Annotated in this window: 27 protein-coding genes; 20 read left to right on the plus strand and 7 right to left on the minus strand. The window is 55.3% G+C overall.

Annotation, left to right across the window (positions count from 1 at the left end):
* Positions 1–46: 46 nt before the first annotated feature.
* The gene (locus JQN73_RS11520) at positions 47–610 is read right to left on the minus strand and encodes an aminodeoxychorismate/anthranilate synthase component II (protein WP_205318939.1); all 564 of its coding nucleotides are present in this window, start codon (positions 608–610) and stop codon (positions 47–49) included.
* A 500-nt stretch (positions 611–1110) separates the two neighbouring features.
* On the opposite strand from JQN73_RS11520, the gene JQN73_RS11525 reads away from it, so the two are divergent.
* A complete protein-coding gene (locus tag JQN73_RS11525) occupies positions 1111–1485 on the plus strand; it encodes a helix-turn-helix domain-containing protein (protein WP_205318940.1) in 375 nt (124 codons plus the stop codon).
* Positions 1485–1985, plus strand: a complete 501-nt coding sequence (locus JQN73_RS11530; RefSeq protein WP_205318941.1) for an ImmA/IrrE family metallo-endopeptidase — start codon at positions 1485–1487, stop codon at positions 1983–1985. The genes JQN73_RS11525 and JQN73_RS11530 overlap by 1 nt, the downstream gene beginning before the upstream one ends.
* 914 nt (positions 1986–2899) lie before the next feature.
* Here the strand turns inward: JQN73_RS11530 and JQN73_RS11535 are convergent.
* Positions 2900–3979: a phage portal protein gene (locus JQN73_RS11535; RefSeq protein ID WP_205318942.1), complete on the minus strand. Its 1080-nt coding sequence runs from the start codon at positions 3977–3979 to the stop codon at positions 2900–2902.
* Positions 3976–5763 (minus strand): terminase ATPase subunit family protein, encoded by a 1788-nt coding sequence (locus tag JQN73_RS11540; RefSeq protein WP_205318943.1) that lies wholly within the window; start codon positions 5761–5763, stop codon positions 3976–3978. Before JQN73_RS11540 ends, JQN73_RS11535 begins: the two co-directional genes overlap by 4 nt.
* A 144-nt stretch (positions 5764–5907) precedes the next feature.
* Here JQN73_RS11540 and JQN73_RS11545 point away from each other — a divergent pair, with 144 nt between their 5' ends.
* The 12 genes from JQN73_RS11545 to JQN73_RS11595 all read left to right on the plus strand — a co-directional run bounded on the left by JQN73_RS11545 (position 5908) and on the right by JQN73_RS11595 (position 11948).
* Positions 5908–6750 (plus strand): GPO family capsid scaffolding protein, encoded by an 843-nt coding sequence (locus JQN73_RS11545; protein WP_205318944.1) that lies wholly within the window; start codon positions 5908–5910, stop codon positions 6748–6750.
* 54 nt (positions 6751–6804) lie between these two features.
* Positions 6805–7839, plus strand: a complete 1035-nt coding sequence (locus JQN73_RS11550; protein ID WP_205318945.1) for a phage major capsid protein, P2 family — start codon at positions 6805–6807, stop codon at positions 7837–7839.
* A gap of 2 nt (positions 7840–7841) precedes the next feature.
* Positions 7842–8564 (plus strand): phage terminase small subunit, encoded by a 723-nt coding sequence (gene gpM, locus JQN73_RS11555; RefSeq protein WP_205318946.1) that lies wholly within the window; start codon positions 7842–7844, stop codon positions 8562–8564.
* 100 nt (positions 8565–8664) lie between these two features.
* Entirely contained in the window at positions 8665–9156 is a 492-nt protein-coding gene (locus JQN73_RS11560; RefSeq protein ID WP_205318947.1) for a head completion/stabilization protein, read from the plus strand.
* Between the two features lie 11 nt (positions 9157–9167).
* Entirely contained in the window at positions 9168–9374 is a 207-nt protein-coding gene (locus JQN73_RS11565) for a tail protein X (protein WP_205318948.1), read from the plus strand.
* A 15-nt stretch (positions 9375–9389) separates the two neighbouring features.
* On the plus strand, positions 9390–9752 hold the full coding sequence (locus JQN73_RS11570; protein ID WP_205323324.1) for a putative holin: 363 nt from the start codon (positions 9390–9392) through the stop codon (positions 9750–9752).
* Positions 9739–10038, plus strand: a complete 300-nt coding sequence (locus JQN73_RS11575) for a phage holin family protein (RefSeq protein ID WP_205318949.1) — start codon at positions 9739–9741, stop codon at positions 10036–10038. Before JQN73_RS11570 ends, JQN73_RS11575 begins: the two co-directional genes overlap by 14 nt.
* A complete protein-coding gene (locus JQN73_RS11580) occupies positions 10035–10490 on the plus strand; it encodes a D-Ala-D-Ala carboxypeptidase family metallohydrolase (protein ID WP_205318950.1) in 456 nt (151 codons plus the stop codon). Before JQN73_RS11575 ends, JQN73_RS11580 begins: the two co-directional genes overlap by 4 nt.
* The gene (lysB, locus tag JQN73_RS11585) at positions 10481–10903 is read left to right on the plus strand and encodes an Rz-like lysis system protein LysB (RefSeq protein ID WP_205318951.1); all 423 of its coding nucleotides are present in this window, start codon (positions 10481–10483) and stop codon (positions 10901–10903) included. The genes JQN73_RS11580 and lysB overlap by 10 nt, the downstream gene beginning before the upstream one ends.
* Positions 10797–11024, plus strand: coding sequence for an Rz1-like lysis system protein LysC (gene lysC, locus JQN73_RS22460; RefSeq protein WP_240162239.1), 228 nt, complete (start codon positions 10797–10799; stop codon positions 11022–11024). Before lysB ends, lysC begins: the two co-directional genes overlap by 107 nt.
* Complete coding sequence (locus JQN73_RS11590) at positions 11002–11487, plus strand: phage tail protein (RefSeq protein WP_205318952.1); 486 nt, start codon at positions 11002–11004, stop codon at positions 11485–11487. Before lysC ends, JQN73_RS11590 begins: the two co-directional genes overlap by 23 nt.
* The gene (locus tag JQN73_RS11595) at positions 11484–11948 is read left to right on the plus strand and encodes a phage virion morphogenesis protein (RefSeq protein ID WP_205318953.1); all 465 of its coding nucleotides are present in this window, start codon (positions 11484–11486) and stop codon (positions 11946–11948) included. The genes JQN73_RS11590 and JQN73_RS11595 overlap by 4 nt, the downstream gene beginning before the upstream one ends.
* Before the next feature lie 6 nt (positions 11949–11954).
* Here the strand turns inward: JQN73_RS11595 and JQN73_RS22780 are convergent, their stop codons facing one another.
* From JQN73_RS22780 to JQN73_RS11615, 4 genes are read right to left on the minus strand one after another with little or no spacing between them, the layout of a single operon-like run.
* Positions 11955–12347: a helix-turn-helix domain-containing protein gene (locus tag JQN73_RS22780; RefSeq protein WP_323507239.1), complete on the minus strand. Its 393-nt coding sequence runs from the start codon at positions 12345–12347 to the stop codon at positions 11955–11957.
* Positions 12334–12672, minus strand: coding sequence for a type II toxin-antitoxin system RelE/ParE family toxin (locus tag JQN73_RS11605; RefSeq protein WP_240162240.1), 339 nt, complete (start codon positions 12670–12672; stop codon positions 12334–12336). The genes JQN73_RS22780 and JQN73_RS11605 overlap by 14 nt, the downstream gene beginning before the upstream one ends.
* Before the next feature lie 28 nt (positions 12673–12700).
* Complete coding sequence (locus tag JQN73_RS11610; protein WP_205318954.1) at positions 12701–13495, minus strand: DNA adenine methylase; 795 nt, start codon at positions 13493–13495, stop codon at positions 12701–12703.
* The gene (locus JQN73_RS11615) at positions 13443–13667 is read right to left on the minus strand and encodes a Com family DNA-binding transcriptional regulator (RefSeq protein ID WP_205318955.1); all 225 of its coding nucleotides are present in this window, start codon (positions 13665–13667) and stop codon (positions 13443–13445) included. The genes JQN73_RS11610 and JQN73_RS11615 overlap by 53 nt, the downstream gene beginning before the upstream one ends.
* A 236-nt stretch (positions 13668–13903) precedes the next feature.
* Here JQN73_RS11615 and JQN73_RS11620 point away from each other — a divergent pair, with 236 nt between their 5' ends.
* From JQN73_RS11620 to JQN73_RS11645, 6 genes are read left to right on the plus strand one after another with little or no spacing between them, the layout of a single operon-like run.
* Positions 13904–14560: a phage baseplate assembly protein V gene (locus tag JQN73_RS11620; RefSeq protein ID WP_205318956.1), complete on the plus strand. Its 657-nt coding sequence runs from the start codon at positions 13904–13906 to the stop codon at positions 14558–14560.
* On the plus strand, positions 14557–14898 hold the full coding sequence (locus JQN73_RS11625; RefSeq protein WP_205318957.1) for a GPW/gp25 family protein: 342 nt from the start codon (positions 14557–14559) through the stop codon (positions 14896–14898). Before JQN73_RS11620 ends, JQN73_RS11625 begins: the two co-directional genes overlap by 4 nt.
* Positions 14895–15782: a baseplate J/gp47 family protein gene (locus tag JQN73_RS11630; RefSeq protein ID WP_205318958.1), complete on the plus strand. Its 888-nt coding sequence runs from the start codon at positions 14895–14897 to the stop codon at positions 15780–15782. The genes JQN73_RS11625 and JQN73_RS11630 overlap by 4 nt, the downstream gene beginning before the upstream one ends.
* Positions 15775–16344, plus strand: a complete 570-nt coding sequence (locus tag JQN73_RS11635) for a phage tail protein I (protein ID WP_205318959.1) — start codon at positions 15775–15777, stop codon at positions 16342–16344. Before JQN73_RS11630 ends, JQN73_RS11635 begins: the two co-directional genes overlap by 8 nt.
* A gap of 4 nt (positions 16345–16348) precedes the next feature.
* A complete protein-coding gene (locus tag JQN73_RS11640; protein WP_205318960.1) occupies positions 16349–18331 on the plus strand; it encodes a hypothetical protein in 1983 nt (660 codons plus the stop codon).
* Positions 18313–18840: a tail fiber assembly protein gene (locus JQN73_RS11645; protein WP_205318961.1), complete on the plus strand. Its 528-nt coding sequence runs from the start codon at positions 18313–18315 to the stop codon at positions 18838–18840. The genes JQN73_RS11640 and JQN73_RS11645 overlap by 19 nt, the downstream gene beginning before the upstream one ends.
* Positions 18841–18848: the final 8 nt, after the last annotated feature.

The raw sequence follows: 18848 nt of genomic DNA on the forward strand, positions 1-18848 counted from the left end.
ATCAGCGACTGATGGCGGCGCGCTATCGCGCATGCGCGCTTAAGTGTTAGCGTTGCAGAAAATTCTTCAGCAAAGCATGGCCATGTTCGGACAAAATCGACTCTGGATGGAATTGCACGCCTTCGATATCAAGTGTCTTGTGGCGCACGCCCATGATCTCACCATCATCAGTCCAGGCCGTGATTTCCAGACAATCCGGTAATGATGCGCGTGCAATAGCCAACGAGTGATAACGCGTCACATTAAATGGGTTGGGTAAATCCTTGAACACACCGACCCCGGTATGGTTAATAAGCGAAGTCTTGCCGTGCATTACCTGTTGGGCACGGATGACTTCACCACCAAAAGCTTCGCCAATTGCCTGATGCCCGAGGCAGACCCCAAGGATTGGCAGCGTGCCGCCTAGTTTTTGAAGTAATTCGACGCAAATGCCCGCTTCTTTTGGGCTGCAAGGACCGGGCGATAAACAAATGCGGTCCGGGTTCAGTGCCGCGATTTCAGCGAACGAAATTTCGTCGTTGCGAAAGGTGCGCACATCTTCACCCAGTTCTCCGAAATATTGGACCAGGTTATAGGTGAAGGAGTCATAGTTGTCGATCATCAGTAGCATATTTGTTCTAACCCATTGATTTTGTTGGGATTCGCTGTTCGCGGTATAGATTCTTGTCCGGTATGTTGTCCTGTTATTTCAAGGCAGGTACAAGAACCCCGCGGGCGATACTAATTTAGCCCTGCATTATAGGGCGCATGACGTGGTATTGGTGCCACGAATTGCAGATTAGGAACGCCATCGCCCTTGTTGTTTAGCATGCTGGGGAAGATTTTTTATGCGGAGATGTGATTTCATCGGTCTAAATCAAGCAAGTTGTATCGTAATGTGTAAATTTTAAAAAGTATAACCTGACTTTTCTACAGAGGAAAAAGTAAATTTTTTTGTATTTCTGCAACGGGGGGCGATTGAAATTGCAATAGATTACCGGGGCAAGGGGAGTTTTTAAAGGTAAGAATTTTAATTAACCAATAGAGGTTAATTAACCTTGCATGGTTAAAAAAATTAACCTAGAATGGTTACGTGGGATGTAATGATCCCTCTACTTACGGGAGCAGTAAATGATTACCATATTTGGAAAGTATCTGAGGGATTTGCGCCACATGCATACCGAGTTACTCAAAGACATGGCCGATAGATTGAGTGTGTCTGCAGCATTTTTGTCTGCAGTCGAATCGGGCAAAAAAAGCATTCCTCCGACTTGGCCGAGTTTGCTTAATATTGCCTACCAACTATCTGCCGAGATGCGCCGTGATTTAAACCAAGCTTTTGACCAATCGCAGAAAACTGCGGTGATTGATTTAAATAATCAAAGCGGTGAACGTAGGGGAGTGGCTGTTGCTCTGGCACGCACTTTCAATGATCTAACTGACGAGCAATTGGATTTAATCAAAAGGACAATGTTTGCGGTAAAAAAACGAGGAACGGAGAGCTAATGCATAATTTTAAAGCCCTTCCGATGCGCCGAGTTGAAATTCGTGAATTAGCATTTGATTTAAGGCGGCAATTGGGAGCCGCAAATTGTATGTGGTTTCCCATTTTGGAAGTTGTTGAACAAGTTTTTACGCGAATGGACCTTGAATATTTTTTTCAGGTAGTTGAGAAGGACGAGATGGGAAGTTCGCACGGATTGACCGAACGCGATGGAAATAGCGTCACAATCAAAATACGAGATGATATTTATGAACGTGCATATCGTGAAGAAGGACGTGATCGAGGTACTGTTGCTCATGAGGCGGGACATTACTTAATGCATGCTAGATGCCCTAGCTTACATCGACATTTCGGGGGAGAAATTAAGACCTGTGAAGATCCTGAATGGCAAGCAAAATGCTTTCAAGGTGAGCTGCTTATACCGCGTGAATTGGTGCAGGGAATGTCTGCAGATCAAATCGTAAAGCAGTGCGGTGTTTCACTTGAAGCTGCACAATATTAGTTGAAATTATATTCATCTGGAAAATGAAAAACGCCTAAAGAACGGGAATTCTTTAGACGTTTAAGTAAAAGAAAGCTGAGATTTGACCCCGGTTTTCTCTTGTAATACTTGCCTCACTAAGGCAGCGGAAGTTTAGTTCAAAGTTCGCTGCATTGCAAGTATCAAGTTCTTGATTAAGGTCAAGCGAACTGATGAAAGGTACTTGTCATGCTTATATGCCAATTTCCAAAGTCCGTCCGTGTGATTGCATATTTTCGATTCCGTCGTGGTCGGATTGAACATGTGTGCTCACACTGCCGGTCGTTTCCGCATTAATTAACATAGAAACTCTAAAAAGATGATTTTCTTATCTTTTTAGAGTTTTTTTGTATTGATTTTTAAGCATTTTTTTGAAAATTTATGTATTAGAAGTGAAAATAAAAAATAAGCTGGTTAGTTTTACTATCTGTTCGATACATGGGTCTCTGTTTCCGCAGCGATTTACGCCTTCCAGCTGCATCAAACTGCGTCACGCGAATGCGCGCAAAACAGCCCCGTGCACCGCGCCGGGCGGGATGCGGGCGATATATTCCGGTGTGTTAACACCAATGCATCTAATGAAGACCGAAGGCGTGGTGGGTTTGGCGCGGTACAGGTTCAAACGGCAAAAGGGAGGGGGCTGGGAGGGCGTGGGGTGCATGGTTTTCAAAATCAAGGTGCAGGGGAGGGCGAAATTCCGGCCCGCTGTAGGGCGTCCTGATGCCGTTGGTGATCATCTCTGCAATCGGCGTTGCAGAATAAATGCGTTTTGGGGACCTGTTCTTGACAGAAATGGCAGTGTCCATCACGCAAAAGTGTGGGTCTGTTGCGGACGAGGTTGATACCTGACGCAATGGCGGCGGCAATCCGGGCGTCGGCGCGGTCGGCGATGTCACTCATGATGGTACCTTTGGATGTGGAGACCGTTCGCCGGTGACGAGAACGTATTCGTCGAATTTGACGACCTCTTGTCCGGCCCAGTCATTGATGGCTAAAAACTGCGATTGCAGCGGGACCAGTTCATTACGGGCAAACACCCGCGCCGCCGGTTCGACCGCACCGAAGCCGCCGGTGTTATTGGGCATGATGCCGAGCAGCTGAGGTGGAACGCGGTGTGCGGCCAGCACATCATCGCGGGTCACGCCTTTGATGTTGAAGAATTCATCCTTCGCCGCTACGTCCGAGACTGGCAGAATCTGAATGCCGTCTTTTTTCCCGTTGGGTGCATACATGAACAGGTTGCGGAAGTTACCCGGCCCTTTGCTGTCGCGCATGGCCTGGCGCAGGTTGTCCACGTCCGCATTGTTTGCGGCTGCGTCGGTCATGTAAAAGATGAATCCGGCGTGGGAGCCATTCTTGTAATACTTGCGCCGGAATAACGTCGCCGCTTCGTTTAGCCATGCCGACTGCAATGCGCTCAGATATTGCGGCACGCCATAAACCTCCTGATTCACGTCCGGATCCATCAGGTGACATAGGGATCCAGTACGAAACGCGTATTCTTCTTGCCAGCCCCGCACAAAATAATACTGGTCCAGATCGCGCCCGCGCCGAACGTATTTGGCTAACGCATGCACCAGTGACAGCAACCTACCGCTACGATTGATGCGCCTCTCCAGATACGCGTTCCCAAAGGTTAAAAAGTCCAGCGTCAGTCGTTTAAAGCCATCGCGTGACAATAGCGGCGTCGGCACAAACGTCGAGGTCAGAATGTTGGCTTTGAAATAGATCGCGCTGCTATGGTGGACGCTGGAGTTAAACGATTTCGACAACCCGGCATAGTTGACCGGTGGTTCATACCAGCGCCCGTTCGACCAGCATTCCAGAGAGTCGAGGATCTCGGCATGATCGAGTACCGGGGTCGGTTCGCCAAAGGTAAAGGCTTCGAATCCGGATGCGGCGGGTGGCGCTGTTGTCGCCATGGAAGGTGCCACGGCGTCGGCGCGAAACCGTGCCCATTGCTGCTTATTGCTCATGAGGTATAAATCTCCATAAAGGATTGATTGTTCGAATGACCGCCTTCGATTGGCTCGTGGTCAAGTGCGTGCATACAGGCCCATGCCACATCAGCGTGGCCGATGGCATTGGTGCGGCTGGCTTCGTAGGTGGCTTGCCGACCGCTGGCCGTCAAGCTTTTATGGATCGCCATAAAGGCCTGCGCGATGTCGATCCATCCGGCGTCGAATTCGAGCCGTCCTTTACTGATAATATTTTTCGCCTTTAACACCATGCGGGTCTTCACTTCGACCGAATAGAGGATCGCGGTTGCGGCGGGAAAGAATTGGCGTACCAGTGGAAAGACGCCAATCCCCATGCCGGTGGTATCGATGCCGATGTATTCCACGTTGTAACGGAGCGTCATTTGCCGAATGGCTTCGGCCTGTGCTTCGAAATCCATGCCACGCCATTGGCAGCGCTCGAGAATACGAAACTTGCCACCGGCGACCAGGGGCGGGGCCAGCACTACGCACCCGGCACTATCCCCCGTCAATGACGGGTCGTAGCCGATCCACACTGCCCGGTTGCCGAAGGGCCGCGTCGCAAACACTTTAAAGTCAGACCACTCCACCCACGTATCGACCATACAGCGCTGCAATTCCATCAATGGAAAAATCGACTGCGTATCATCGATAAAATTGCACATCAGCAGGTTTTCGAACTGGTCGGGGCTATATTCGAAATTACGCAATTCGTCGATATCGAACAGATTGCAGCCACCGCGCTCGGCGTCCAGAATGGTGACGATCTGGCGCCAGATTTTATCCTCGCCGGTAAAGCCCGCCGCTAACCGTTTGTGCGTCAGATCGATGGCGATCTGATTGGCAACGGCGCGGCGTTTATTGAACCCGTCGCCGCTCCAGAACGGATAGGCCTGATGCGTAACCGACGACGGTGTCGAGAAATAGGTCTTGCGCCATTGCTTATGCAGCGCCATGCCGGAGGCGACTTTGTTTAACTCGGCAAAGTTATGCGTCCAGAAAAATTCATCAAAATAAAAGTTGCCGTGATAGCCCTGTGCCGTGCGCGCATTGGTGCCTAAAAAATACAGATGTGCGCCGTTCGGCAAGATGATCGGGTCGCCCGTTAATTCTAGGTTCGCCGCCTCCCGCGCAAACTGGGTGATGTATTGCTTAAACACATGCGCCTGCGCTTTGGACGCCGATAAAAAAATCTGATTGCGTCCCGTCTCAATCGCATCCGCCAGCGCCTCGCGGGCAAAATACCAGGTGGCACCGATCTGCCGCGATTTGAGAATCACCCGCGTACGCTGGTCGCTGTTGCGGTGCCAGACCTTCTGATAATCAAACAGGGAATCCCGAAACGCTTCCAATAGTTGAATGCGCTGTTCGTCACTGAACTCATTCCGAATCGGCTTTTTCTTCGGTCCCGCGTTCCGGTTCGCCAGCTTCGGATTGAGATCCACTTCATTACCGCCCGGCGCTTCATAACGGCGCACGCGGGCGGTCTGCACCACCTGGCGCATCAGCAAATCGATCTCTTTAAAATCACCGCCGGATTTGCCGTCTTTGGCAATCAATTGGACCAAGCGGGCGTCCAGTGCCGCTTCGACCTTTTCCAGCACGGGCGCGCTGTCCCAGCCGTCGCGCTGCTTCCAGCTTTCGACGGTGGAACGTTTCAGGGTCAGATAAGCGGCGACGGCAGAAATTTGCCATCCCTGCCAGTATAAAAATTTGGCGAGTCGGCGCGGATCCGTTTTCGGATCAGTTTCAGTGAGGGGGAGAGGGGCGATTTCTGACATGCCGCAAGCGTAGGGGTCACGCGCGCGTAACGCTTCTAGCAGCGCGCCACTAAGCGCCTTACCAACCCCCTGCGTATTGAATCAGGGCGCGCTGTCGTTGACCATGGCGACATCTCACCACTTTTACGCTTACGGGCGCACACCATGTCTACTAAATCGAAATTTTTCCGTGTCGCCCTTGAAGGAGCGACCACCGACGGACGTAAGATCGACCGTAAAGCCATCGAACAGATCGCCCGAAATTTCAACCGCGATACCTATGGCGCACGGGTCTGGCTAGAGCACAAACGTAGCCTGTTGCCGGATAGCCCGTTTAAAGCCTACGGCGATGTGCTGGCCGTCAAAGCCGACGAAGTCGAGACCGACAGCGGAACAAAGTTAGCCCTGTTTGCCCAGGTATCGCCGACCCCGTCCCTGATCGCGATGAACCGTGACCGTCAGAAAATTTATACTAGCATCGAACTCAATCCCGATTTTTCGGACACCAAGCAGGCCTATCTGGTCGGTCTGGGCGTCACCGACAGTCCGGCCAGTCTCGGGACCGAAATTCTGACCTTCGCCGCGAATAGCAACGTCAATTTATTTACCGCCCGCAAACAGCATGCCGACAACCTGTTTTCTGAAGCTATCGAAGCCGAGATGGAATTTGAAGACGATATCGCGCCGGAACTGACTAACAGCAAATTTACCACCACCATCAAAAATATTATGAAACGTTTCGCCCACAAAGAAGGCGGCGACGACGCCCGTTTTAACGATGTCAGCGAAGCATTAGAAGCGGTCGCACTGCATGCCAGCGACACCGCGCAGTCGTTCACGACACAGTTCGCCGCCGCAGAAAAAAAGATCGCCGCGCTCGAAGAGGAACTGGCGTTAGTAACGACTGAATTGGCGACCTTCAAACAGCAGATGGACACCCAGGACGGCGACCCGTCCAAACGACCAGCCGCCACCGGTGGTCACGGCATGGAACAGACCGAGTTTTAAGCGCGCTCCTGTCCCACCGTGTTTTCCTATTAATCGTATCGCAGGAGCATCAAATTGAAAAAAATTACCCGTGTCGCCTTTGATCATTACACCACCCGCCTGCAGGAACTCAACGACACATCCAGTGCAGCGGCCACCTTCGCCGTCGCGCCGACCATCCAGCAAAAGCTCGAAACAAAAATGCAGGAATCGAGCGAGTTTCTAGGCAAGATCAACATCATCGGTGTGACCGAGCAGGAAGGCGAAAAGCTGGGCCTGGGCATCTCCGGCCCCGTGGCCGGACGCACCAATACCACCAACAAAGACCGCCAGACCCGCGACCTGACCACGCTCGACGGCCATAAATACCGCTGTGAAAAAACCAATTTCGATACCCACATCAAATACCAGACCTTGGATGCGTGGGCCAAATTTCCGGACTTCCAGAGCCGCATTGCCAGCACCATCCTGAAACGTCAGGCGCTCGACCGGATGGTGATCGGCTTTAATGGCGTCAGCATCGCCGCCGACACCGACATCGTCTCCTATCCGATGCTGCAGGATGTCAATAAAGGCTGGCCGCAGCACTATCGCGAACAGGCACCGGAACGCGTGATGCAGGAGGGAAACACGCCCGGCAAAATGTACATCGGCAGCAATGCCGAAATCACCGGTGATTACGTCAATCTGGATGCCGCCGTGTATGACGCGATCAACCTGCTCGATCCGTGGTACCAAAAAGATAACGGCTTAGTGGCCATCGTCGGGCGTGCGCTGTTACACGACAAATATTTTCCGCTCATCAACATTAATCAGGCTCCGACGGAAACGCTGGCCGCCGATATCATCGTCAGTCAAAAGCGCCTCGGTGGGTTGCAAGCAGTCAGCGTGCCGTATTTCCCCGACAACGCGATCCTGATCACCCGCTTTGACAACCTGTCGATCTACTGGCAAGAATCGGGTCGCCGTCGCCGCGTGGTCGATGAAGCCAAACGTGACCGCATCGAAAACTACGAATCGTCCAATGACGCGTATGTTGTCGAAGATTTTGGCCTCGGTGCCATGATCGAAAACATCGTCCTGGTGGACGCCAACACCCCTAAGCTATAACCATGGCCCACCTTTCCCCCGCATTGCGACACAAGGCCAGGGCGCTGGCCGCGAAAGCGGCAGCCAACTCTCCGGAAGGGCAACTGACCGCAGGCAGCGCCTATGAATTGATGCTCTACAAGCTGGCCGAAGATCGCCGTCGCCTCAAACAGATCCAGTCGGTAAAGCAAAAGATTGCCCTGAAGGCCGAGATCTTGCCCGAGTATCAGGACTGGATCGACGGGGTATTAAGCGCGGGGAAAGGCGCACAGGATGACGTACTGACGACCTTGTTAGTCTGGTGCATCGACGTGGGTGACTATGCCCAGGCATTACGCCTTGCCGCCTATGCGATTACCCATGCGCTGACCTTACCGGACCAGTACAACCGCGATATTCCGACCCTGCTGATGGACGAGTTTGCCGAGGCCGCACTCTCCGGCGCGATGACACCCGCTATCGGTCGCACCATCTTGCCCGAAGTTATGGCGCTCACCGAAGGGCGCGATGCACCGGATCAAGCGCGGGCCAAGTTGCATAAAGCACTGGCCTATGCGCTCCTGGACAAAAGCCCCATCGCCGCCGACAACGTCGAAGAGGCCGCACCCGCGGCGATCCATCTCGCGTTGCCCCATTTACACCAAGCCCTGGCGCTCGACAGTCGGGTCGGGGTAAAAAAAGACATTGAACGCCTGACCTGTCGTCTCAAAAAGACGACCGCCCCACCGGCGAAGCGCAAGGCGTAATCCCTTGCACCCAACGGCGCACGGCGGCGCGGGTCGATGAGCTGCACATTAATGTGACAGCTCTGACGCCCGCCCACCGCCGTCTACTACGAAAGTGATCATGAGCTTTATCGCAAAATCGCCCGTAACGGCGCACACCAGCGAGACCACGGATCCGACCATCGTCGAAAACGACGGCTGGTTTCCAGACATCGATCTACACCACATGCGGGACGCCATGCGGCTCGATGGCACGGTCACGAGTCCACGGTTAGTCCAGGCGGTGGCCGAAGCGATCCTGCACGTGAACGCCGAACTCGATGCATGGCAGGACGACCAGCTGGAGAACGGATTCGGCGCACTCGGAGCCGTCCCCGCTAAAAAGATCAATCGTGAAAGCAAACTCGTCATCCACTACCGGCGCGCCGTCTATAGCACTGCCAAAGCCGACCTGCTGGAAAAGTACCGCGACTACGACAGCACCGCGTCGTCGATGGCCGACAAGAAAGCGATGGCTTATTTGGACGACGGCCCCGGCGAACAACGGCGCAATGCGCACTGGGCGATTGCTGATATCTTGCGGCGCCATCATTTAACCGTTGAGTTAATCTGAGGCCACACACTATGCTCGTACGCGCCCAACAATACGACACGCTGGACCGCCTCTGCTGGCGACATCTGGCCGCGACCGCCAGCGTGGTCGAAGCCGCGCTGGAACTCAATCCCGGTCTGGCCGAGAGTGGGCCGTTTATTCCGCACGGGCAGCTGGTGACGTTACCCGCGCCATCTGCCACGCCCGCCGCACGCCAGACCATCAATCTCTGGGATTAACCTGTGAAAAACGCCATGGCCGACGCCAGCACCACCACCTTATTGCTCACCACCGGCACCGGCATCGGCTTGTCGTCGCTGGTGCCAGGAATAGACGGCAACGCCCTAATCGGGGCCTTTGCAGGTGCCGCATTAGTCGCCATTTCCAGCAAGAGTCTGCCGCTCGTGCAACGACTGGCCTACTTGATGATTTCATTAGTCATCGGCTATCTGGCCGCGCCGGAAGTCATCCGCCACACACCGCTCGAACAATCCGGCGTCGCCGCCTTCTTCGCGTCCGCAGGCGTAATCGCCCTGACGCTACACGGTATCGATTTGATCAAAACAATCGCGCTGCCCAACTGGCTACGCAAAGGAAAAGGCAATGATGAACGCTAGCGACGCAATAAACGCCACCACCACGATCTTCACGGCCATCGAACTGTTCAGCTATAGCGCCACCTGCGCCCAGCTGCTGTGCTATCGACGCGGCGTGTCCAACTACCGTGTCCATATCTCGCTCCTTGCGTGGGTGATGATCGTTTTTAGCGGCACCTCTGCGTTGGAGATCCTGCTCGGCTATGGTCACACGTCGTTTGGTCAGGCCGGTCTCGCGCTCACCTGGTCGGCTTTGGTGTTTCGCGCCCAGGGCAACGTCTCCCACATCCTCCGAGGAAATCGATGATTACGCTCACGCAACACTTCACGCTCCAGGAATTCATCTACAGCAACACCGCCCGCATACTCGGCATCGACAACGCGCCCACGCCGATCATTATCGGCAACCTGCGCCGCCTCGCACGCTTTGATGAACTGGTCCGGCTCGAGCTGGGCGGTGTCGGCATGACGATTTCCAGCGGTTATCGTTGCCCGGCCTTGAACCGTGCGGTCGGCGGCGCTCGTAACAGTAGTCACCTCACGGGATTAGCCAACGACTTTATCGCCCCCTCCTTTGGCACCCCGATGGCGATCTGCCGAAAGCTGGATCAGTCCTATCTGCAGTTTGATCAGTTGATCTATGAACGCGCCGGATCGGCGGTGTGGGTACATCTAGGCATCGCCGCTGAAAATGCAAAACCGCGCCGCCAGGTATTAACGATTGATCGGCAAGGTACGCGGGTCGGTCTATGGACCTGATCTTAAAATTGCTGATCGGATGCCTGCTGGTTGGCGGACTGTCGACCGTAATTATTAATCAACGCGGTCACCTGATCGCGGCCAAAGAGCGGGCCGAGCGCGCCGAGCAAGGAATCACCGACCGCGACGGTCTCATCGCCACATTAAAAGCCACCGATATCAAAAACCGCAAGGCCCTCGATGCCCTGCAAGTGCAGCGCGACGGCATCGCCGCCACGCTATCTACACGTGAACAGCACATTAAAAAGCTCCAACATGAAAATAACGTTATCCGCCCTTGGGCTGAGTCTCCTTTGCCTGACGCTATTGCCCGGCTGCGCCAGCGTCCCGCACTCGCCGGCGCCGACGCTTATCGTCGATGGTTGTCCGCCAGTGAGCCGCTGTCATCTGCCAGCGAGCGGACCAGACAATAACGGTGCGCTGCACCTTGCGCTCGAACGCACCGAAGCGGCCTGGGCCACATGTGCCGCCCAGGTCGACATGATCGTGAAATGCCAACAAGAGATCAGCCATGTTCAAACCAGACAGCCTTAAAGCCCATCTAATGGCGGCCAATCCCGACCTCCGCCAAAATCCCGACAAACTGCTGATCTTCGCCGATGAAGGTAACGTCGTCGCTACCGGAACCGGATCGCTGTCGTTTGAATACCGCTACAAATTGAACCTGATCGTCACCGATTACGCAGGCGCTCCGGACGCGGTCATGGTGCCGCTGCTTGCATGGATTACCATTCACCAAAACGACTTACTGAACAATCCTGAACTGCGACGAACCGGCATTGGATTTGACGTCGATTTTAACAATCATGAAACGGTCGACCTATCGATCAAGCTGGACCTGACCGAACGGGTCGTCGTCAAACGCAACGGTGGCAGGCTCGACATCCGCCATCCACCCGAGTCACAACCGACGCCAGGCTACATCGACGAGTTCTGGACGCTATACCAGGGCGAATCCTTGCTTGCCGAGTGGCATACGCCTATTCACCCAGCATGAGCGACGACCTGCAAGTTATTGAAGAATGGGCGGGTGCGCTGCTGTTGAAGCTGCAACCGGCACAGCGCCGCGCCGTGAATAGAAAAGTCGCGCAGGATTTGCGCCGCAGTCAGGTAAAACGTATTGCCAGCCAGCAAGCACCGGACGGCCAAGCCTACGCGGCGCGCAAAAAACGTAAAAATCTACGGGGCAAAAGTGGTCGGATCAAACGGCAAAAGGCCGCTATGTTTGCCAAGATACGCCAACAAAAAAGCCTCAAAATTCAACAAGATGCAGATCAATTATCGGTGGGCTTCTTTGGACGCGTGGCGCGGATTGCACGAGTGCATCAGGAGGGATTGACGGACAAGGTATCAAAGAAAGGGCCGGAAGTCCGCTATGCGGCCCGGCCTTTATTGGGATTTAGTGCTGAGGATCACACGTTGATTCGTGAATCTTTACTCAAACATTTGACGCCATAGCATCGATTAGTCTAGCGATACTTCACGCAACAATTCAGGATGACGGCTAGCTATTTTTAGCAACGTTTGGGCGGGGCCGGAAGGAGATTTACGGCCTTGCTCCCACTCTTGCAGCGTTCGCACTGAAACACCGATCGCTTTCGCAAATTCAGCCTGGGACATACCGGAACCTGCACGGGCCGCCATCAACTCCCACTTCGGTCCCGTCAAGACCTCATCTTTTTCGATAGTGCCATCCGAGCGCACGATCACACGTCGCATCGATCCATCCGGCAACGCTTCGAATGTGGTTTTTCGCGCCCACTTGCCACCACGTAATTCTTGCACCGCTTGCAACAGTTCAGCGCCGATGTCACGTTGCGCATCCCGCGCCATTAATGCCTTCTCAGTCAGTTTCATCGAGAATCTCCTTCAATTGTTTAAGAATATGGCCGGGGATGGAAGCGCGATTGCTCTTTGCATAAATCACCAGCATTAAAATTTGTCCCGCTCGAGTACGTGCGTAATAACAGACCCTCACACCGCCAGACTTACCTGCGCCTGCACGTGCCCAGCGTACTTTGCGAACGCCCCCTGAACCGCGAACAACATCCCCAGCCTCATGATTATCAGAAAGATATTCCTGTAACTCTTTATATTCGTCATCATTAAGGTAATCATAGACGTTGGAGGAAAATAGGGTTGATTCAATAAATTCATATCGCATGCGGTTAATATACGCCATAAGCGTACATTACGCAAATGATCGGATGTCAGAACAATCCCACAACCGTGGCACTATCCCAATTCGTAATCACCAGTTCCCGACTACTCCCCGGCTGGCCGTGCACGCTCCCCAAGCTATATTTGATATCCAGCCCCATCATCGTAAAGCCGTCAAACACCGCCCGGATATCCGGATGGTCGTTAATGCTAACCATGACTTTGCCCTTACAGCTGCGCATGAAGTCCGCCATCTGCTGATATTGCTCGAATCCAAAGTCCACGCCATAACCTTCGGTCTGCCAGTACGGTGGATCAAGGTAAAAGAACGAATGCGAACGGTCATAGCGGCTCATGCACTCCAGCCATGGCAAATTCTCCACATACGTTCCCGCTAACCGTATCTGCGCGGCGCGTAGGTTCTCTTCGATGCGGCATAAATTGATCGCCGGGCCGGTGGTGGCGGTCCCAAAACTTTGACCAGTGACCTTGCCGCTAAAGGCGTGCTGTTGCAGATAGTAAAACCGTGCGGCACGTTGGACATCGGTCAGCGTCTCCGGACGCACCGACTGATGTTCTTTGAAAATGGCACGGCTGGTCATGCCCCATTCAAACTGGCGCACAAACTCGGTCATGTGGTGCTGAACGACTCGGTACAAGTTGACCAATTCGCCATTGATATCGTTGATAACTTCGGTACGGGACGGTGCCGGTCGCAGGAAATACAGTGCCGCGCCACCGCAAAACACTTCAACATAGCAGTCATGCGGGGGAAACAACGGAATAAGTTTGTCAGCCAGTCGGCGCTTGCTGCCCAGCCAAGGAATGATCGGTTTGGCATCCATATGCAGGTTCTTTATCGGATGCTCGGTGGCATGCTGGTGCGGAGCGCGTGGCTCTCATAGAAGGGGTCATAAAATGATTTAATGTGCCGCAACGGGGACATTTAATGGCGAGGGTAATGTACTCTCCCTCGCCGAGTTTGCGAGCGCAATGCCCGCAACGAATCGTGTTCATTTGGGTAAACCTGCGAAATATGCTAGCCTTGCGCCGCGTGTACAGGTGCGCGGCCTTGGCTTTACTTGCAGGTAAGTCTGCTGGTACGGTGGCGTGGTTAGTGTTGATGCACTGTCCACGTCGCCGCGTCTTAAGCGCTACTTTCTCACGCGTGCGCACGGTGCCAAAGGGCGTCGGAGCTGATAAGCGGCTTACCAACCCGCTGTCTAATGCGCTGAAGACCACAACGCGGCACCATGCATCGCATGACTGCCGACATCTCCGAATTACTCCGCTTGATCCTCAACCTGATCCGTCTTGGCACCATCGCCGAGATCGATCACGACACGCAACGCGTGCGGGTTCAGGTCGGCAACAATCTCACCAACTGGCGACCATGGGCGACGACGCGGGCGGGCGGCGCACAGACGTGGTGGCCTCCGACGATTGGTGAACAGGTCGTTCTGCTTTCCCCTGAGGGCAACTTTGATCACGCCGTGATTTTCCCCGCAGTGTATTCCGATCAGTTTGCCCCGCCGTCGACCAACCCCGACCATCACACCACGCGTTACGGCGATGGCACGATTGTCCAATACGACAGCGCCGTCCATACATTAAGCGCCACCTTACCGGATGGCACCAGCGTGACGGTTGAACCCGGCAAAGTCACCTCCAACGCTGACGACACGATCTGCACGGGCAACCTGACCGTACTAAAGAATTTGATTGTCGCCGGGTTGAGTTCACTCAACGGCGGCATGGCCGTCACACCCGGCGCCGGGGGCGGTGCGGCCGCCGTCATCAACGGCACGTTGACGGCGACCGACGATGTGGTGGCTGGCGGCGTCAGCCTGATGAAACACCCGCACGGCGGCGTCGAACGCGGTGGTGACCTGTCGGATGGTCCGCAATGAGCGGCATGGATCGCAGCAACGGTCGGGCGTTGACCGGCCTCGCGCACATCCGTCAGTCGCTAGCTGATATTTTGACCACGCCGATAGGATCCCGGGTCATGCGCCGAGGCTACGGGTCGGAAGTACCGGAACTGATCGATCAGCCATTACACGGTGCCACGACCTTACGCATCTATGCCGCCACGGCGCATGCGGTGCGCTTGTGGGAGCCGCGTATTCAATTAACGGGCCTGCAGCTGCAGCGCGGCACCGATGGTAAAGCGACCTTGCTGCTCGATGGCGTGGCCGCTGAACAGAGTGTCCAGATTAACGTCTCTATCGATCCGGGTGGCGCATGAGTACCTCTGCGATTGATCTCTCCCGCCTGCCGGTACCAAACATTGTCGAAGCGCTGGACTTTGAGACCATTCTGGCAGAACAACTGATCGATCTGACCGCCCGCGATCCATCCATGGATGGTTTGCTGGAATCGGATCCCGCCATGAAGATTTTGCAAGTCACCGCTTATCGTGAATTACACATACGCCAGCGAGTCAACGAAGCGGCTCGCGCTCTGATGCTGGCGTATGCCATGGACAACGATCTGGATCACCTGGGCGCATTGATGGACGTGCCGCGTCTGGTCGTCACGCCTGCCGATCCCGACAAGGGAACCGATGCGGTGATGGAATCGAATGCAGATTTGCGCAAGCGTATCCAGCTGGCTCCGCACGGCTTCTCGGTGGCTGGTCCCGAAGGCGCGTATATCTTTCATGCACTGGGTGCCGATGCAAGGGTGCTCGATGCTTCAGCCACCAGTCCGTCCCCAGGTGTCGTCATGGTCACGATCTTGTCCCGAGACGGTGACGGTACCGCGTCGCAAGAACTGATTGATATCGTAGCAGCCCGATTAGGAGCCGACAACGTCCGGCCGCTGACCGATCATGTCCTGGTCGAATCGGCCCAGATTATCCGTTATCGCGTCCGCGCCAAACTTTATACGTTTCCCGGTCCGGATGCCGCTGTCGTGGTGCTGGAAGCCCAACGCCGCATGCAGCACTACGTCACCGAAGCGCACCGTATTGGGCGTGGGCCAACCTTATCCGGTATTTACGCCGCGCTGCACGTTGATGGGGTGGAACGGGTCGCACTGACTTCACCGACCAAAGACCTGGCGATCTCTCGCCGTCAGGCACCGTTCTGTGACGATATCGTGGTCGAGTATGGCGGTGTGTATGAATAAGCACATTCCACCGCCGTATCGGTCGCTCTTGCCGCCCAACACCACGCCGCAGGAACGCGCTCTGGAAGCGGCAACCGCTCGCATCTCCGCCGTTCCGATTCCGTTGCGCACGCTCAATAACCCGACCACTTGCCCGATTGATCTGTTGCCATGGCTGGCGTGGCAATTGTCCGTGGATAGCTGGAAACCGTACTGGAGCGAAGAAGTCCGGCGCGCCCGTGTGCGCGGCGCGATGGCGATTCATCGCCAGAAAGGTACCGCCAAGTCGGTGAAGGATGTCGTCGCCGCATTCGGTGGCGCGATCCTGCTCAACGAGTGGTGGCAGAAGTCACCCAAGGGCGAACCGCACACCTTTGATTTGATGATGACCTTAAGCGGTGCTGGCGGCAACACCGCCACAGCGGCCTTTGTCGACGACGTGATCGCCGAAGTCAACCGGACCAAGCCGGTGCGCAGTCATTTTACGTTCACGCAAGGACTAGACACCTGCGCCGCCATCGCCGTGGTGAGCGCGCTACGTCCGGTGATTTATGCCCGCCTTAACCTTACCGAAGCCCCATAAACCTATGTCCGGTCTCCAAATTACCACCACCACCGTCGGTCGCGCCGCCTTGGTGAACGCAGAACACAACGGCACCGCACCGCTCACCGTGACGCATATTGGCCTGACCGCCACCGCGTTCAAGCCCGACCAGGGGATGACCGTCCTGCCGGGTGAATTCAAACGCCTCAACACGCTATCCGGCGGCGTGGTGGCCCCCGGCACCATCCACGTCACCATTCGCGACGATGGCACCGACACCTACACGGTGCGCGGTATTGGCTATTGGCTCAGTAACGGCGTCTTGCTGGGCGTTTACAGTCAGCCCGAACCGATCCTGCAGAAGTCCGCCCAGTCGATGCTGCTGTTGTCGGCCGACACCATTTTTACGACGATTGACGTCACCAGTCTGACCTTCGGCAACGCCAATTTTACCAATCCACCGGGCACCACGTCCCGACAAGGCGTGGTGGAACTGGCGACCTTTGCAGAGACCGTCGCGGGAAGCGATCACACCCGCGCCGTCACACCGGCTGGACTCACACCGGCGCTGGCTGCCGCTATCGCGCATCACAAAAAAGAAACCGATCCGCATCCTGCCTATCTGACGGACGAACGGGGCGACGCGCTGTATTTCCGCACGCTCGACGCCGTGACCGACAGCAATACCGATTGCGATACTTTACTCACGACCGGTGTGCGCGATGTGCTGGTGGCGAATGACCGCGGCATTCTGGCCGCTACCCATTTGCCGATGGGCGGTGACGGCTTCGGCACCTTGGTCACGCTGCGCGGCAAGGAGTTCGTGCGCCAGGTGTATACCGAAGGTGGTATCACGCAACGCACCTGGGAACGTACGGGTTTCACCGCACAAAAACCCCTTTTTAAAGGCCGTGCCTGGAAACTGGCGTGGGACACGGTCACCTTTGACCCCGCCACCAAACAAAACCTGATTGGCTACGCGCCTGCCCGCGCCGCCCAGTCGACCCATGGCATTGCGGTCACAGATCAACGCACCCTTGCCGAAGCGCCCAAAGAGCGTGGCATGGGCGTCTATTTTGACTTTAAGAACAATGACGTCGATGGATTGAGCGATGGTGGCACGGCGCACGGTGTAATCACGTTTCGGCCCTATGGAAGCGGATCCGATTTCACGGGCGGTCCCGCGCATCAGTTGGGTTTTACAAGCAACGGCAACCCATGCTATCGGCTTGGCGGGCAGGATAAGTGGGGGTCGTGGAAAAAACTCTATCACAGCGGCAATCTCCCCGAGGTCACCGGCAAATACCTGCCGCTGACCGGTGGCAATGTGGGTTCCCTGACCGTCGGCGGGACTGGTAAGCGCGCCGTTACCCAAGGTCAAAACGGCACGCTGCCGGATGGTGGCCCGCCTTTGGTTGCCGACATGAATGCCGCCCCTCTCGGCTGGGCCACCTATACCCAGGAAGCGACAGCCAATCGCCCAACGCCCTACGGACATGTTTTCACGTCATCGCTCAATGGCAGCGCCACACCGGCAAAAGACAATTGGTTATTGCAACGGGCGATCTCCACCGACAATCAGATCGTCACGCGGGTCAATATCAACAGCAAAGGATGGAGCGCATGGTCAGAAGCCTGGACCACCCGCAATTTGAATCCCGCCGACAAGATCAGTGGCAGTGCCAGCATCCGGTTAAATTGGAACGGACGCCCGGGCCAGCCCGCATGGCTGCATGGTGGCGATAGTGCGGGCGACTGTGCTGTCTACAGTCCGGTCAACTTCCACGTCGCTTATGCCCACACCGCTGGCTTAGCAGCGGCCAACGGCGGCACAGCGAGCTATGCCCATCAGCTAGCGGGACCGGGCCTGCAAGAAAATAGCGTCGGCTCCTACCGCTTAAATAAAAATCATGGTTCACCCGAAGTCGGCGGTGCGTGGCAGATACGCGGCTGGTCGTATGACCACGGCACCGGCAACGATGGCGGGATCGGTACACGGACAACATTATGGCAAAGGGTTGGATGATGGTGAAACGACACAAAGCAATGAAAGCGACAATGCACGTGGCTCCCCCGCAAGCCATGATCCCACCAGCACTGCTCGGGAACCGGTTTATCTATACAGACGTGCGCTCGCCGGTACGACAGGTCAATGGCATCCGTTGCGAAGTGAAATTCGACGCCAAAGACGACTACTGGTCGTTTTTAGCCACACCTAATGATGTCGAACCGCACGGACGCGCCATATACGCGGAATGCGATAGCGGTCGCTGGGGGCCGGTACCGGATTATTACCCCAGCGATGCCGAACTGATCGCCGCCGCCGTCGAACGCATAAGCACCGGTTTGCGCATCGCGACCACGGCGATCACCCGATATCAGGACCGGATCGATATCGACGACGCCACACAGGTCGATATCGCCTTGCTCAAAGCGTGGAAGATTTATCGGGTCGGCCTCAATCGGATAGTCGATCAACCCGACTACCCGCACCGACTGACGTGGCCGGTCCCTCCGGACCTTGCCCTTTTTTAATTATTTAT

Source organism: Glaciimonas sp. PAMC28666 (assembly GCF_016917355.1).
Lineage (GTDB): Bacteria > Pseudomonadota > Gammaproteobacteria > Burkholderiales > Burkholderiaceae_D > Glaciimonas.

Excerpts from the sequence above, each read along its gene's own strand:
- JQN73_RS11540 (WP_205318943.1), bottom strand. The coding sequence starts at position 5,763 with ATGTCAGAAATCGCCCCTCTCCCCCTCACTGAAACTGATCCGAAAACG.
- JQN73_RS11630 (WP_205318958.1), top strand. The coding sequence starts at position 14,895 with ATGAGTACCTCTGCGATTGATCTCTCCCGCCTGCCGGTACCAAACATT.
- JQN73_RS11620 (WP_205318956.1), top strand. The coding sequence starts at position 13,904 with ATGCATCGCATGACTGCCGACATCTCCGAATTACTCCGCTTGATCCTC.
- JQN73_RS11545 (WP_205318944.1), top strand. The coding sequence starts at position 5,908 with ATGTCTACTAAATCGAAATTTTTCCGTGTCGCCCTTGAAGGAGCGACC.
- JQN73_RS11560 (WP_205318947.1), top strand. The coding sequence starts at position 8,665 with ATGAGCTTTATCGCAAAATCGCCCGTAACGGCGCACACCAGCGAGACC.
- JQN73_RS11635 (WP_205318959.1), top strand. The coding sequence starts at position 15,775 with ATGAATAAGCACATTCCACCGCCGTATCGGTCGCTCTTGCCGCCCAAC.
- JQN73_RS11520 (WP_205318939.1), bottom strand. The coding sequence starts at position 610 with ATGCTACTGATGATCGACAACTATGACTCCTTCACCTATAACCTGGTC.
- JQN73_RS11640 (WP_205318960.1), top strand. The coding sequence starts at position 16,349 with ATGTCCGGTCTCCAAATTACCACCACCACCGTCGGTCGCGCCGCCTTG.
- gpM (WP_205318946.1), top strand. The coding sequence starts at position 7,842 with ATGGCCCACCTTTCCCCCGCATTGCGACACAAGGCCAGGGCGCTGGCC.
- JQN73_RS11595 (WP_205318953.1), top strand. The coding sequence starts at position 11,484 with ATGAGCGACGACCTGCAAGTTATTGAAGAATGGGCGGGTGCGCTGCTG.
- JQN73_RS11565 (WP_205318948.1), top strand. The coding sequence starts at position 9,168 with ATGCTCGTACGCGCCCAACAATACGACACGCTGGACCGCCTCTGCTGG.
- lysB (WP_205318951.1), top strand. The coding sequence starts at position 10,481 with ATGGACCTGATCTTAAAATTGCTGATCGGATGCCTGCTGGTTGGCGGA.
- JQN73_RS11645 (WP_205318961.1), top strand. The coding sequence starts at position 18,313 with ATGGCAAAGGGTTGGATGATGGTGAAACGACACAAAGCAATGAAAGCG.
- JQN73_RS11535 (WP_205318942.1), bottom strand. The coding sequence starts at position 3,979 with ATGAGCAATAAGCAGCAATGGGCACGGTTTCGCGCCGACGCCGTGGCA.
- JQN73_RS11575 (WP_205318949.1), top strand. The coding sequence starts at position 9,739 with ATGATGAACGCTAGCGACGCAATAAACGCCACCACCACGATCTTCACG.
- JQN73_RS11605 (WP_240162240.1), bottom strand. The coding sequence starts at position 12,672 with ATGGCGTATATTAACCGCATGCGATATGAATTTATTGAATCAACCCTA.
- JQN73_RS11530 (WP_205318941.1), top strand. The coding sequence starts at position 1,485 with ATGCATAATTTTAAAGCCCTTCCGATGCGCCGAGTTGAAATTCGTGAA.
- JQN73_RS22780 (WP_323507239.1), bottom strand. The coding sequence starts at position 12,347 with ATGAAACTGACTGAGAAGGCATTAATGGCGCGGGATGCGCAACGTGAC.
- JQN73_RS11525 (WP_205318940.1), top strand. The coding sequence starts at position 1,111 with ATGATTACCATATTTGGAAAGTATCTGAGGGATTTGCGCCACATGCAT.
- JQN73_RS11580 (WP_205318950.1), top strand. The coding sequence starts at position 10,035 with ATGATTACGCTCACGCAACACTTCACGCTCCAGGAATTCATCTACAGC.
- JQN73_RS11615 (WP_205318955.1), bottom strand. The coding sequence starts at position 13,667 with ATGAACACGATTCGTTGCGGGCATTGCGCTCGCAAACTCGGCGAGGGA.
- JQN73_RS11610 (WP_205318954.1), bottom strand. The coding sequence starts at position 13,495 with ATGGATGCCAAACCGATCATTCCTTGGCTGGGCAGCAAGCGCCGACTG.
- JQN73_RS11570 (WP_205323324.1), top strand. The coding sequence starts at position 9,390 with ATGGCCGACGCCAGCACCACCACCTTATTGCTCACCACCGGCACCGGC.
- JQN73_RS11590 (WP_205318952.1), top strand. The coding sequence starts at position 11,002 with ATGTTCAAACCAGACAGCCTTAAAGCCCATCTAATGGCGGCCAATCCC.
- JQN73_RS11625 (WP_205318957.1), top strand. The coding sequence starts at position 14,557 with ATGAGCGGCATGGATCGCAGCAACGGTCGGGCGTTGACCGGCCTCGCG.